General features: G+C 44.1%; 12 protein-coding genes and 1 pseudogene. 6 read left to right on the top strand and 7 right to left on the bottom strand.

The genetic code is table 11. From position 1 onward, the window contains the following. The first annotated feature begins 86 nt into the window (after window positions 1-86). Window positions 87-839, top strand: coding sequence for a potassium channel family protein (locus ACHUFI_RS10350; RefSeq protein WP_394248830.1), 753 nt, complete (start codon window positions 87-89; stop codon window positions 837-839). 40 nt (window positions 840-879) lie between these two features. On the opposite strand, the gene ACHUFI_RS10345 is transcribed toward ACHUFI_RS10350, so the two are convergent. Then, window positions 880-2397: a CYTH and CHAD domain-containing protein gene (locus ACHUFI_RS10345; RefSeq protein ID WP_394248828.1), complete on the bottom strand. Its 1518-nt coding sequence runs from the start codon at window positions 2395-2397 to the stop codon at window positions 880-882. Window positions 2398-2605: 208 nt separating this feature from the next. Between ACHUFI_RS10345 and ACHUFI_RS10340 the strand changes: the two genes are divergently transcribed. The 3 genes from ACHUFI_RS10340 (at window position 2606) to ACHUFI_RS10330 (ending at window position 5480) form a co-directional block, all read left to right on the top strand. Next, window positions 2606-3286 carry a TIGR00153 family protein gene (locus ACHUFI_RS10340; RefSeq protein ID WP_394248826.1) on the top strand — a complete coding sequence of 227 codons (681 nt, stop codon included), beginning with the start codon at window positions 2606-2608 and terminating at the stop codon, window positions 3284-3286. 128 nt (window positions 3287-3414) lie between these two features. Then, window positions 3415-4677: an inorganic phosphate transporter gene (locus ACHUFI_RS10335; protein WP_394248824.1), complete on the top strand. Its 1263-nt coding sequence runs from the start codon at window positions 3415-3417 to the stop codon at window positions 4675-4677. A 191-nt stretch (window positions 4678-4868) separates the two neighbouring features. Then, the gene (locus ACHUFI_RS10330; RefSeq protein WP_394248822.1) at window positions 4869-5480 is read left to right on the top strand and encodes a TIGR04211 family SH3 domain-containing protein; all 612 of its coding nucleotides are present in this window, start codon (window positions 4869-4871) and stop codon (window positions 5478-5480) included. Window positions 5481-5553: 73 nt separating this feature from the next. On the opposite strand, the gene ACHUFI_RS10325 is transcribed toward ACHUFI_RS10330, so the two are convergent. Then, window positions 5554-6363, bottom strand: coding sequence for a general secretion pathway protein GspB (locus ACHUFI_RS10325; RefSeq protein ID WP_394248820.1), 810 nt, complete (start codon window positions 6361-6363; stop codon window positions 5554-5556). Further along, window positions 6363-8000 carry an ExeA family protein gene (locus tag ACHUFI_RS10320; protein WP_394248818.1) on the bottom strand — a complete coding sequence of 546 codons (1638 nt, stop codon included), beginning with the start codon at window positions 7998-8000 and terminating at the stop codon, window positions 6363-6365. Before ACHUFI_RS10320 ends, ACHUFI_RS10325 begins: the two co-directional genes overlap by 1 nt. 36 nt (window positions 8001-8036) lie before the next feature. Between ACHUFI_RS10320 and ACHUFI_RS10315 the strand changes: the two are divergent. Then, window positions 8037-9313 (top strand): annotated as a pseudogene (locus tag ACHUFI_RS10315) (multifunctional CCA addition/repair protein). 68 nt (window positions 9314-9381) lie between these two features. Here the strand turns inward: ACHUFI_RS10315 and ACHUFI_RS10310 are convergent. From ACHUFI_RS10310 to folB, 3 genes are read right to left on the bottom strand one after another with little or no spacing between them, the layout of a single operon-like run. Then, the gene (locus ACHUFI_RS10310; RefSeq protein ID WP_394248816.1) at window positions 9382-10185 is read right to left on the bottom strand and encodes an undecaprenyl-diphosphate phosphatase; all 804 of its coding nucleotides are present in this window, start codon (window positions 10183-10185) and stop codon (window positions 9382-9384) included. Between the two features lie 14 nt (window positions 10186-10199). Further along, entirely contained in the window at window positions 10200-10682 is a 483-nt protein-coding gene (gene folK / locus ACHUFI_RS10305) for a 2-amino-4-hydroxy-6-hydroxymethyldihydropteridine diphosphokinase (protein ID WP_394248814.1), read from the bottom strand. Beyond that, window positions 10679-11038, bottom strand: coding sequence for a dihydroneopterin aldolase (folB, locus tag ACHUFI_RS10300; protein ID WP_394248812.1), 360 nt, complete (start codon window positions 11036-11038; stop codon window positions 10679-10681). The genes folK and folB overlap by 4 nt, the downstream gene beginning before the upstream one ends. A 139-nt stretch (window positions 11039-11177) precedes the next feature. Between folB and plsY the strand changes: the two genes are divergently transcribed. Beyond that, entirely contained in the window at window positions 11178-11774 is a 597-nt protein-coding gene (plsY, locus tag ACHUFI_RS10295) for a glycerol-3-phosphate 1-O-acyltransferase PlsY (protein WP_394248810.1), read from the top strand. Between the two features lie 30 nt (window positions 11775-11804). Here the strand turns inward: plsY and ACHUFI_RS10290 are convergent, their stop codons facing one another. After that, window positions 11805-12623, bottom strand: a complete 819-nt coding sequence (locus tag ACHUFI_RS10290; protein ID WP_394248808.1) for an alpha/beta fold hydrolase — start codon at window positions 12621-12623, stop codon at window positions 11805-11807. Between the last annotated feature and the right edge of the window lie 69 nt (window positions 12624-12692).

Raw genomic sequence — 12692 nt, 5'->3', positions numbered from 1 at the left:
CTCCACTAAGTCTTATATATTAATTTTTTAGATACTAGCTGCAATCTCAGTAACAACGGGGGTTCGCTATTTATTTTGAGCTTCGTATGAATAATCATGATACCAAAGACACTACCAAGCCTATGAGCTTAATGTCACTTATACTCTCTTTCTTGGCGTTATTTGTGATCTCTGGCTTGTTGTTTGTGCCAATTGATCAAGAAGCTCGACAAGTTCTTATCGGCCTCGACTTTATAATCTGTAGTGTTTTTCTTTTTCAGCTCACTATCGATCTGTTCAGATCCTCGAACCGCTCACACTTTTTAAAAACCCACTGGATCGATTTCATTGCGAGCATTCCGATAATCGAACCCCTCCGTTACGCTAGGATTTTTCACATATTGCGCGTCATCCTTGTGATCCGTTCGAGCCGAACCATTATTTCAGAGCTGATTACCAATAAAAAAGAGACCACTTTCGCCTCGATTATCTTGTTAATGGTATTGCTACTCACCGTCGGAGCGGGGTCTGTGCTATTAACTGAGAGTAAAGCTCCAACCGCTAACATCACCACAGGACAGGACGCTTTATGGTGGGCCTTTGTGACGATATCAACTGTCGGCTACGGCGATCATTATCCCGTCACAACGGCTGGTAAATTGATTGCGTCTGCAGTCATCATTTGTGGCGTGGGCATTTTTGGTATGATCTCAGGGCTTATTACTTCTGTCATCACCTCACCTTCCAAGTTGCAAGATCAACGCTCTGAGAATAAAGAAAAGTTACTAGAACAGTTAATCGAACAGCAACAAGAAATCATTGAACGATTAGATAGACTTGAATCTAAGACAAAAAAATAGGGCTCTCTTGAGCCCTATTCGTAAGATATACAACGCTAAGTTAGCCTTGCCAATATGGCTCAACTTCTACCCCGATTTGACGGGTTTGCTCCATCGCGTGAAGAATAGACACTTCCTGACGCGCCAACCAACGTTCTAACTGCTCTTGTTCTTCGCCTTCTAACTTATTGGTTAGAGGCACTAACGTTCGTAACATCAGCAAATCGTCGATCCCTTGAATCAAATCAGCCCAAGGCAAACGGAAACTATTACGCTCTTCAATATCGTATAAGCTAGCAAAGCCGACACCAGAATATAGGTTACGCATCAGACGATACTGCTGATCGATGTACGCTTGGCTAGACATGATGCGCTCTGGCGGGAAAGCTTCCATCAATTCAGCCCAAGTTCGATCGAGCTGCTTCACTGAAAACCATTCAATACCACGTGACATTTGCTCGCGTGCTTTGCCATCCAAAAATGGCTGCCAGCCTCGGGATAAAATCCAACGGCTTAAATCCAATAGTAAACCGGTATAACGGGAAGAGCTCAGTAACATTAATAGCTCTTCACGTTGAGGAAGTTGCTCTTGTTGCTGTTTCAACTCCCCGACTAAGAATTTGCGCGCATCCAACTTACGCAGCACGTGACCTTTATCTTCGAGTAAATCGTCTAGATAATCGTAAGTCTTAAGCCACATTAGCTCTTGCTCTAACCATTTTAATTCTTGGCGCAAAATAGCACTTGCACGTCTTGGGACGATTCCGCCATAAATGGTGAAAGTTTGACGAATAAAGCTAATAGAATGGCTGATTTCATGCAGAGCAGCAATGGATTGGCGTTCAGTGTAGATCTGTTCATGATAATGCCAATGAGACAGTGCATGTTCCAAAGACTGAATAAAGCAGGATTCAACGGTATCGTTATGATCGGTATTCACCAAATCTAGCTCTTTAACTTCATCGCCTTCGTAACCTTGCGCTAAACGGTAACCTTTCGCTGCTTTGCTCAAGTTACCTAAACGCATTCCACCTTGTTCACCAAACTGGCGAGACAATGTAAATAGAGCGTCGGTCTGTCCCGATTTAAGTTCAAGCTCAACTTCACATATTGGCTCTTGCTTATCACCAGAAATAACCAAACCTTGATCGAATGCGACTTCCACCTGGCTGCCATCCGGCATACCGATGAGCCACTGTTCACGAGTAAAGTTTGTAGAGAATAGAGGGAATAGTTCACTTTGCAGAGTCTCGGCATCTTTACCCGCAGGCCAAATGTCTGCCGGGTGCAATGATAACTTAGGATCATTACTATCGTGTTCTGCGTTATACTCAGGTCGTTGGTGCAAACCTGCGACGACTCGTCCAGCTGTCTTTACCGTTTGTACAAAAACGTCATCAAAACGTCGAATTCGTAAACCAATATCGTGCTTACGTAGCCAGTTATCAGGTGTATCAAAATAAGTGTTACCTAGTTCACGACAACTGTGCTGAAGTACTTTCGTTTCAGAGATTTTTTGACGCAAAACCTCTGAAAAGTCTGGAGAAACAAAAAACTTCAGTTCTATCTCGGTTTCCATAGCCATGCCTTTCTGGGAAGATAGGAACAGGATATTGCCAATTTTAAATGTGGGCAAGAAAGAAATATCGCGCTAATGATGATCTAAAACAGTTTTAATGCGAGATTGATTGGGTTAACATGCGCGACTTTGTAGCCATCGCTCAACATTTCGCCGTGAATGACGGTGAATGTTTTTTCAAGGTTATTATTTATTAGGTTGGATGACCATGCCAGTAAATACAATTATGGGGTTATTTGCAAAGTCCCCAATTAAACCTTTGCAGCGCCACGTTGTGTGCGTGAATGAATGTTGCTCTCACCTAGTGAACTTTTTTGAAGTTTCTTCAAAAGGCGACTGGGAAAAAGCATCTGAAATTCGTGCTCAAATTTCTCACCTAGAGAAAGAAGCCGACGTACTCAAGCGCGAAATCCGTCTTAAACTTCCTCGCGGTTTGTTTATGCCCGTTGATCGCACCGACATGTTGGAGCTATTAACTCAGCAAGACAAACTTGCCAATCTTGCGAAAGACATTGCAGGCCGTGTATACGGTCGCCAACTTGTCATTCCAGCACCTCTACAAGAAAACTTCCTTGCATACGTTAAACGTTGTCTTGATGCTGCTAACCAAGCTCAAAACGTGATTAACGAACTAGACGAACTTTTAGAAACTGGCTTTAAAGGCCGTGAAGTAACTCTAGTGGCAGAGATGATTCATCAATTAGATGTAATTGAAGATGATACTGACGCAATGCAGATTGAGCTTCGCCAACAATTAATGGCAGTTGAAGCAGATCTGAACCCCGTTGATATCATGTTCTTATACAAGATTCTTGAATGGGTCGGTGGCATTGCAGATCAAGCACAGCGTGTAGGCGCTCGTCTTGAAGTTATGCTATCTCGATCTTAAAACATACGTTAACCATATAACGAAGAGCATTTTTTAAACAAACCACTTATGCGTTGAGTATTTCTCTCGCTGAGCGGTTTTTTGCGTCTAAATTTGCTCCGCTTGTTATCAAACAACTAGGTATTACGATGGATATCCTTGCTAACTACGGCACTGTCCTGATTATTGTTGCAGCAGCTTTCGGTTTCTTGATGGCTATTGGTATTGGTGCAAATGACGTTGCGAACGCAATGGGCACCTCAGTAGGCTCTAAAGCTCTAACCGTTAAACAAGCGATCATTATCGCAATGATCTTTGAATTCGCTGGTGCATATCTTGCTGGCGGTGAAGTAACCGATACTATCCGTAAAGGTGTGATTGAAACTTCGCTTTTTGCAGACCAACCTGATGTTCTCGTGTATGGCATGATGTCAGCGCTTCTTGCCGCTGGTACTTGGCTACTACTTGCATCTTACATGGGTTGGCCAGTATCGACGACTCACTCTATTATCGGTGCCATCATCGGTTTTGCTTGTATCTCAGTAGGTACTGAAGCAGTAGATTGGAACAGTGTTCAAGGCATTGTTGGTAGTTGGATTGTTACCCCTGTTATTTCAGGTTTCTTTGCTTACGTCATATTTGTGAGTGCTCAGCGTCTTATCTTCGACACTGAAAACCCGCTGTTCAACGCTAAACGTTTTGTACCGGTTTACATGTTCATCACAACAATGGTGATTGCGCTTGTAACGATTAAAAAAGGTCTGAAACACGTTGGTCTTCACCTAAGCAATACTGAAGCTTGGTTATGGTCTGCAGGTGTTTCTGGTCTAATCATGATCGGCGGCTACTTATACATCCAGAAGAAGTTTGCAAACCGCGAAGACGACCACGGCTTTGCTGGCGTGGAAGGTATCTTCAGCGTACTGATGGTTATCACAGCTTGTGCGATGGCATTTGCGCACGGTTCAAATGACGTTGCGAACGCGATTGGCCCACTTTCAGCGGTTGTATCAACGGTTGAGCACATGGGTGAAATCTCGGGCAAGAGCACTATCGCGTGGTGGATTCTTCCACTAGGTGGTTTCGGTATTGTTGTTGGTCTTGCAACTCTAGGCCACAAAGTAATGGCAACCGTTGGTACTGGTATTACAGAGCTAACGCCTAGCCGTGGCTTTGCTGCTCAGCTTGCAACAGCGTGTACGGTTGTACTGGCTTCAGGTACTGGTCTGCCAATTTCAACGACACAAACACTAGTTGGTGCGGTTTTAGGTGTGGGCTTTGCTCGTGGTATTGCAGCACTGAACTTAGGCGTTGTACGTAACATCGTTGCATCATGGATTGTGACACTGCCTGCTGGTGCACTACTGGCAGTGGTATTCTTCTATATGATTCAAGCAATGTTTACGATGTAATCGAAGAGTACTAAGTCAAAAATATGTGAGTCTACATATCGATATGTAAAGACTATGTCATTATTGACTCAAACGCACAGAAAGGGAGGCTCAGCCTCCCTTCTTTGTTGCACCAGATAAAGAAACTAAATACTATTTGGTAATTAAGGCTGACTCTTCGCCTCCCAATTAGAATCGTTAAGGGATTTACTGTGAAAAAACTGATCTGCATGGTTTTGTTCGCAATGCTTGCGGCTCCTGCGGCATTTGCTCAAGACCGTTACATCGCCGATAAACTATTTACCTACATGCACTCTGGACCGAACAATACATACCGTATTATTGGTAGTGTAGATGCGGGTGAAAAAATCAAACTTCTGCAAGCGAATAAGCAAACTGGCTACAGTGAAGTAGTTGATACGCGTGGCCGTAAAGGTTGGGTAGAAAGCAAATTTGTAAGCCGTAAAGAAAGCATGGCACTTCGCTTACCTAAACTAGAAAAGGAATTAGCGGAAGTAAAAGATAAGTTAGCCAATGCCCGCCAAAGTGCAGACAGTGAAAAAGCAGGCTTGATCAGCTCTTTAGATTCTCGCAATAAGCAAATCTCAGAGCTAGAGCAAAACTACAGTGATATCAGCCAACAGCTAACGTCATCGCAAACAGAAAACCGTGAGCTACGCGCTAAGCTAGACACGCAAAAAGATGACCTTCTATTGAAGTACTTCATGTACGGTGGTGGTGTTGCTGGCATCGGCCTATTGCTAGGTCTGATTCTGCCTCACATTATGCCTCGTCGTAAGAAGTCACCTAACGGTTGGGCATAAAACTTACCAATACAAAAAAGGTCACCTAAGGTGACCTTTTTTATTGCCTAAAAAGCATTCACTCAAACGTAAATTACCCTTGCCACTCATACAAAGCGGGAACCTTGATATTCAAACGCTTAAACTGAATGATCACAAACTGTGGTTCAATATCGACCACTTGCACATCTTCTTTTAGCCACTCGCCTTGGCTGACTTCTTGGTCATTTACTTTTATCCAACGCTTAGTCTCATCACTAGAGTACATGTGAGTCTGAAAATTCAGTTTCGGTAGCCACCCTTCCAATTGCGCAGAATCTTTCTCAATATCAAGTGCACTGCCATGGGCGCCTATCGTCTCCTGTCCTGAAGACGATATCTGATTAGAACCACTCAAAATCGACTCTATTGTTAATGCTAGCTCAGGAGAAAACTCGCTCATGTCCAAGTTTTCTAATTCAGAATTGTTATCGCTCGCTTGTGTCACCGGAGTCAAGGAGGACTCTTGAGGTGCTGACGAGCTTAAGCTTTCTTTCACTTCCTGTTTCACGATAGGCTCTTGCACTGATTCAGAGGGTAAACTGGCTAACAGTTGAGTATTACCACGGGGGAGCGCTTTCAAATCACTGAACGATGGTGCAGGCCGAATGAGCGATGGTCTGGATGTTTCAACGATCACTGCCGAGGCCACTTCTGTTTTTGGTTCCACCGGTTGGACAATACTAGATTGCAAGTAAACTTGGCTCGCGAACACCACAGCCGATGGAATCAATATTATCGCTGCGGCAACAAAAATAGTGCTTCGTTTCTTCGCTGGTGCGCCATAAGAAACCGAAGGCGAACCTGAAGCGTAACCCAACGACTCTCTTTCACTTCTTTGAAGCGCTTTCATCACTTGAGACATTAGTGATTTCCTCCCAATACAGGCTGTAGAGTAGGCGCATCAAGTTGAGCTAACCTTTGTAGCCTAGCTAACGTATTTCGCCCCGCGATACCGTCAACAGCCATCCCCTGCCAGCTTTGAAAGGCTTCCACTTTATTTTCTAACTCTTCATCGTAAACATCATTGCCACTTGCACTTTCATTCAATACTTCAGACAGCAACAGATCTAGCATCACTACCGCTTCACCTTGATAGTCTCGTTTTAGGGTTTGCCTTAATGGTTGTTGCCAAATCGCATAATAGTCACCCTGCCATAGCTCATGAAGTTTTTTACGAGAAATCTTTATCAGTTTCCCGTCGGCTAGCAGCTCTACGTCTGTGTCATTTGCGCCATATAGCACAGCAAAACTCTCTCGATGTTGGTAGCGAAGAGACATCACGACAGGCATGCCCCATTCAATTAGTTTCGTTAACGTCGCCGCTTCTTGTTCACAGGTAAATATAGATTGAGGCTCAGATAAACACAGCCCGTCTCTCATTGAAGGTTGATATCCCCATAGTTTGTAAAGGTCTTGAATTGCCGCCGAACGATTTGATGCTGAACTCAAGAAGCGCTCAATTTCCTCGGAAAAATCAGGTTCAGCGAGCAAAGTCATGCGTTCCTGCGGCAGCTGAGACTTCGCTACTATAGGCTCTTCGAAAGCTTGTTCGAAAGGAGCCGTCAATTGTGGTGCCCACCAATAGGTTGCCGCAGCAAGCCCAATGCCAGTCAGGCTTGCTAAACTATAGGCCCACAACGAGCGGCTCGTACCTTCCATTAGCTTAGAGGGCTCACTTTGATATACCGATGCTTGGAACGACATCACCTGCTGGCAGGCTCTCTCAACAATTTGAGTGTCCGGGCGAGCTGCACCCGAATGAAAGCATAATTGCAACGCTTTATCACAAACCAAATTAATGAGACGTGGGATACCATGAGTATGCCGAGCGATCACCTTAACACTGCGATTATGAAACAGCCCTGTATTTCCACCAGCAGCGCTCAACCGAAAGTCAATGTATTGGCCGGTTTCCGACACATTTAATGGCAATAAGTGGTAACGCCCAGTAATTCGTTGCGCTAACTGACGCAAGTGAGTCGTTTGAAGGTGCTGTTGTAATTCGGGCTGCCCGACTAGTAGAACTTTTAATAACTTACGGCTATCAGTTTCTAAATTCGTCAACAACCGCAACTGCTCCAATACATCCGCAGCAAGGTGCTGAGCTTCATCGATCACCAATAGAGTTTGAATACCTTGCTCATTGTTATCGAGCAAATATTGGTAAATCGCTTGGTTTAGTTCTTTTAAGCTCGGTTGGTAGGGGTATTCAATATCAAATTCATCACAGATTGCTTCTAGCAAATCGGAGCTTGAAAAAGTGGGGTTCAAAATCAACCCTGCCTCTGTCTGCTCATCAAGCCCTGCCATCATGGCTTTCGCCACCGTTGTTTTACCCGTCCCCACTTCTCCAGTAAGCATGGCAAAGCCACCGCCCTCACCTAGCCCAGCTTGCAAATTTTGCATGGCTTCTTGATGACGTTGACTTAAAAACAAGTAACGAGAATTTGGTACAATCGAAAATGGCATTTCAACAAAGCCAAAATATTCCTTATACATGAGCAATCCTATAATGATGACTATGGGAAAGTACCATTGCCTATGGCAAAGTCCAGCGGCGATAAAAATTTCGGGGTGAAAAATTGCAAATATTCTTAGTTGGCGGCGCAGTTCGCGATCAATTACTCAACATTGAAAGCTACGATAAAGACTGGGTTGTCGTTGGCAGTACGCCTGATGAAATGCAAACTCTTGGCTTCACTGCTGTAGGGAAAGATTTCCCAGTTTTCTTACACCCTAAAACCAAACAAGAACATGCACTTGCCAGAACAGAAAGAAAGTCTGGAAGTGGCTACACTGGATTTGAATGCCATTTTGCTCCAGATGTGACGTTGGAAGAAGACTTAAAACGACGCGACCTGACTATCAATGCCATTGCACAAAATAGTGAAGGAAAGCTGTTTGACCCTTACCGTGGCCAACAAGATTTGGAAAGTAAGATCTTACGTCATGTTTCAGAAGCGTTTGTTGAAGATCCGCTCCGAGTATTAAGAGTGGCCCGATTTGCCGCAAAATTAAAACACTTAGGCTTTTCTATTGCGCCAGAAACCATGGCTTTAATGTCCGAAATCGTCCAATCCGGCGAGCTCGCACACTTAACTGCAGAGCGCGTTTGGCAAGAATGGCACAAGTCGCTAAGTACTCCAAACCCTGAAGAATTTCTTTCTGTACTAAGAGAGTGCGGAGCTTTAGCAATCGTATTGCCAGAACTTGATGCTCTATTTGGTGTGCCGCAGCCAGAGCAATGGCACCCAGAAATTGATACTGGGATCCACACCTTAATGGTGGCTCAGCAAGCGGCAATCCTCAGTGATTCTTTACCAGTGCGCTTTGCAGCTCAAGTGCATGACTTAGGTAAAGGCGTAACTCCTCAATCAGAGTGGCCGAGCCACAAAATGCACTGTCACACTGGCGCTAAACTGATCAAAACACTGTGTGAAAGAGTGCGAGTACCTAATGAATTCAAAGAACTTGCTCTTCTTGTTTGCGAACAGCACTCTAATATTCACCGAGCAAACGAGCTTAAGCCCTCTACTTATCTGAAAATACTCAATAAGTTCGATGTATGGCGAAAGCCCCAACGCCTACAAGATATTCTCATTTGCTGCCAAGCTGACCACGCTGGTCGTCAAGGATTAGAACTTGAGCCCTACCCTCAGCGCAAAATGTTCGAACAAGCCTACAAAGCCGCACGGTCTATTGAAGTGAAAGATATCATCGCCGATGGCTTTAAAGGTAAGGCCATTCGAGATGAGCAAGATAAACGTCGAGAATCGGCAATTGCAGCTACACTCATAACTCGTAAACATTAGTTCGGCCCTGAACTAAAAAAGCCCGTCTGCATTAAGCAAAACGGGCTTTATTCTTCTCTTTAACTCGATTACTGCATCATCAAAAACGCAAACAAGCCGAAGCCAAGAATCAATCGATAAATCACAAATGGCGTCATTCCCATACGAGATATCAACTTCAAGAAAAAGTGAATGCAAATATAAGCACTAATAAACGAAGTGACGATCCCGGTAAGCAAGAAGCCAAAATGGATAGGTTCTCCGCTAGTGACTAGCTTCAGGCCTAGATAGCCACCTGCCAATGTAATAATGGGAATTGACATTAAAAACGAGAATCGAGCAGCAGCCTCACGGGTAAAACCCAGATACAAAGCGGCAGTGATCGTCGCACCAGAGCGAGAGGTGCCTGGGATCATCGCGAGAGCTTGAGCAACACCGATAAAGAGAGCTTGTTTCCAACCCGCTTGATATTCATCACTAGCCAATGAAGAATTCTTATCAACCCACCACAGCAACAAACCAAAGACGATCGTTGTCGTCGCGATCACCCAAGCACTGCGCAAGTAGAGTTCGATGAAATCTTTCATCAATAGACCAAACACACAGGCAGGAATTGTCGCTAGGATAATCATCCACGCTAATTTCGCTTCTTTACTTCGGTCACCTTTAAAGATCGAACCAAAAAAGGCGTTGAGTAAGGAAATGACTTCCTTTCGAAAGTAAATCACCACCGCCGCTAACGTACCGACGTGCACTGCAACATCAAAGGCTAACCCTTGATCTTCCCAACCTAATACCGCTGACGGCAAAATCAAATGCGCAGAACTAGAAATAGGCAGAAACTCAGTTAACCCCTGAATTAATGCCAAAATAAATGCTTCAAAATAACTCATGACTTACCTAAAAATTACCAACACAAATCTACAACGGTGAGTGAATCAAGATGCTCCATTCGTTCCCAGATCTCTCTAACTGACCGTCCATCTTCAGGTATTAGCCTCTGCGGACAAAGATCATAGAGAGGTTGAATGACAAAGGGATACTTAAATATGTCACTTCGAGGGAGTTCAGGATCTTTATCAGAGACACACTCGCCAAACAACACGATATCAAGATCTAAGTTTCGATCTTGAAACTTATGTGCATTTTCCGAGCGTCCCCACTTAAACTCTATTTTACGTAGAGCCTGTGAAAATTCCGTTAAGCTCAAGGTCGTGTCGAGTTGAATAACAAAGTTATAAAACGCACTGCTCTCAAAGCCTACCGGAGCACACTCGTAAATAGGTGAACATTTTAATTGATGCCCAATAACACTCAGTTCATCCCATGCGGCTTTCGCATGCTTATCACGGTCTATGTTCGTGCCTACACCAACATAGACGGTGTTCATGCATGACCTCGTTCAATCACTACACCGACAGATTTAGCTTGAGGAACGGCACCAGGTTTAGCCAATCGAATCTTAATCCACGGCACTGAGAACTCTGTCATGATCAGCTCTGCAATTTCTTCCGCAACACGTTCAACTAATAAAAAGCGCCCATTCTCAATATGATTCAATACCGCAGTACTGACTTTTGAGTAATCTAAAGCATCAACAACATCATCACTTTTACCCGCAGGTCGGTTGTCATGAGCCATTTCGATATCTAATACGAGTTTTTGCTTTATTTCTTGTTCCCAATCGTAAACGCCAATTGTTGTGATTACTTCTAATTGCTCAATGAAGACTTTATCCAGTGCCATGCCTTGTCCTTTTAGAGGTCGGATACCCAAACTTGGGAAAAAAACGTATTATTTTCAAAATTCGAGATATGATATCAATTACTCTTGGATAGAGCATTATTTTCCCACCTTTCTGGCTTAATACCAATTAAGGATAAACATGACTCCTTTAGCACTAATCATGATTATTGCGGCCTATTTGTTAGGTTCAATCTCTAGTGCTGTCTTGATTTGCCGAGTCGCTCGTTTACCCGATCCTCGCTCTGTTGGCTCTAATAACCCAGGCGCCACCAACGTATTGCGCATTGGTGGGAAATACGCCGCAGCATCCGTTTTGTTATGCGACATGCTAAAAGGCACGATCCCTGTTTGGCTAGGCTACTACTTTGAAATTGACTCGGTGATACTTGGAATGATCGCGATTGCTGCATGTTTAGGTCACATGTATCCGCTATTTTTTCACTTTAAAGGTGGGAAAGGCGTTGCAACCGCGCTAGGAGCCATTGCACCGATCGGCTTAGATCTGACCGGTATGATTATGGCGACGTGGTTATGTATCGCCTTTATGTTTCGTTATTCTTCTCTGGCTGCAATCATAACGGTATTGCTTGCACCGTTTTACACATGGTTAGCCAAACCGCAATATACTTTGCCCGTTGCCATGCTGTGCTGTTTAATCGTACTGCGCCATCATCAAAACATCCGCCGTTTGCTAGATGGTAGCGAACCCAAAATAGGCGAGAAGAAATCGGCATAGAAGTCTTCCCACCAGCTTTATCTTTGTTGTTTACTGCGCGTAAACTTTGTCTAAGAAAGTGCTGAGCATCTGATTAACGAACTCAGGCTGCTCTAAATTACTGATGTGGCCCGCTTTCGGGATCTGCACCAACTCACTTCCAGTAATACAATCATGCATTAAGTAAGATTCTAATACTGGGCGAGGTTTATCTTCTTGGCCTACCGCAATCAGCACTGGTAACGCAAACTGCTCAACTTCTTCAATCAAATCTCGACGTCCGAACACCATTTTCCCTACGCGAGCAATTTCAACCGCTTGCTCACCTTGAATACCTTCTAGATGTTTGGTGAATTCAGAAACTAGTTCCGGAGAGTCAGTCTGCGCGTCACTGGCAAAAAATAATGGCACAACCGCTTCTACGATTGGTGGCGGCACTAGCTTCACTTGGCTGATGGTGTCTAACATTCCGAAGTACTTTGCGTGTGCTACTTCAGGCTCAAGCCCAACAAAGGTATCCATCAATACCAACGATTTCACTCGACTTGGCGCAAGCGCCGCGAGTTCCGTACCCCACATGCCTCCAACGGATAAACCTATGATAGAAAACTCTTCGATTTTCAAATGATCCATTAAAGCCAAAATATGCTCGGCGTAATCTTTCAAATTACGCGTAGCTGAAGGAGCAAAATCAGACTGACCATGAGCCCACAAGTCAGGCACGATACAACGGTATGATTGACTCAAATGCTCAACTTGAGGTAACCACATATTGCTGTCCCACAAATAGCTATGACCAAGTATTAATACTGGACCTTCCCCCTTATCGAGGTAAGCCATTGTCTGATTGTCTACAGTAAACTTTTCCATTCTTCTTCCCTAATAGCAGGCGAAATAAAAAAACGGCCGCATTTAAGCGACCATTTCTGGAATTCATCA

Source organism: Vibrio profundi, from assembly GCF_043642225.1.
GTDB classification, from domain to species: Bacteria; Pseudomonadota; Gammaproteobacteria; order Enterobacterales; family Vibrionaceae; genus Vibrio; species Vibrio profundi_A.
Note: the sequence above shows the minus strand (reverse complement) of the source record. Positions and strands in the feature narration are given on the sequence as shown.

What these genes read in the sequence shown, in the direction of transcription:
- ACHUFI_RS10345 (WP_394248828.1), bottom strand. Translation starts at nt 2,397, where the DNA reads ATGGAAACCGAGATAGAACTGAAGTTTTTTGTTTCTCCAGACTTTTCA.
- ACHUFI_RS10340 (WP_394248826.1), top strand. Translation starts at nt 2,606, where the DNA reads ATGCCAGTAAATACAATTATGGGGTTATTTGCAAAGTCCCCAATTAAA.
- ACHUFI_RS10320 (WP_394248818.1), bottom strand. Translation starts at nt 8,000, where the DNA reads ATGTATAAGGAATATTTTGGCTTTGTTGAAATGCCATTTTCGATTGTA.
- ACHUFI_RS10290 (WP_394248808.1), bottom strand. Translation starts at nt 12,623, where the DNA reads ATGGAAAAGTTTACTGTAGACAATCAGACAATGGCTTACCTCGATAAG.
- folK (WP_394248814.1), bottom strand. Translation starts at nt 10,682, where the DNA reads ATGAACACCGTCTATGTTGGTGTAGGCACGAACATAGACCGTGATAAG.
- ACHUFI_RS10310 (WP_394248816.1), bottom strand. Translation starts at nt 10,185, where the DNA reads ATGAGTTATTTTGAAGCATTTATTTTGGCATTAATTCAGGGGTTAACT.
- folB (WP_394248812.1), bottom strand. Translation starts at nt 11,038, where the DNA reads ATGGCACTGGATAAAGTCTTCATTGAGCAATTAGAAGTAATCACAACA.
- ACHUFI_RS10325 (WP_394248820.1), bottom strand. Translation starts at nt 6,363, where the DNA reads ATGTCTCAAGTGATGAAAGCGCTTCAAAGAAGTGAAAGAGAGTCGTTG.
- plsY (WP_394248810.1), top strand. Translation starts at nt 11,178, where the DNA reads ATGACTCCTTTAGCACTAATCATGATTATTGCGGCCTATTTGTTAGGT.
- ACHUFI_RS10350 (WP_394248830.1), top strand. Translation starts at nt 87, where the DNA reads ATGAATAATCATGATACCAAAGACACTACCAAGCCTATGAGCTTAATG.
- ACHUFI_RS10335 (WP_394248824.1), top strand. Translation starts at nt 3,415, where the DNA reads ATGGATATCCTTGCTAACTACGGCACTGTCCTGATTATTGTTGCAGCA.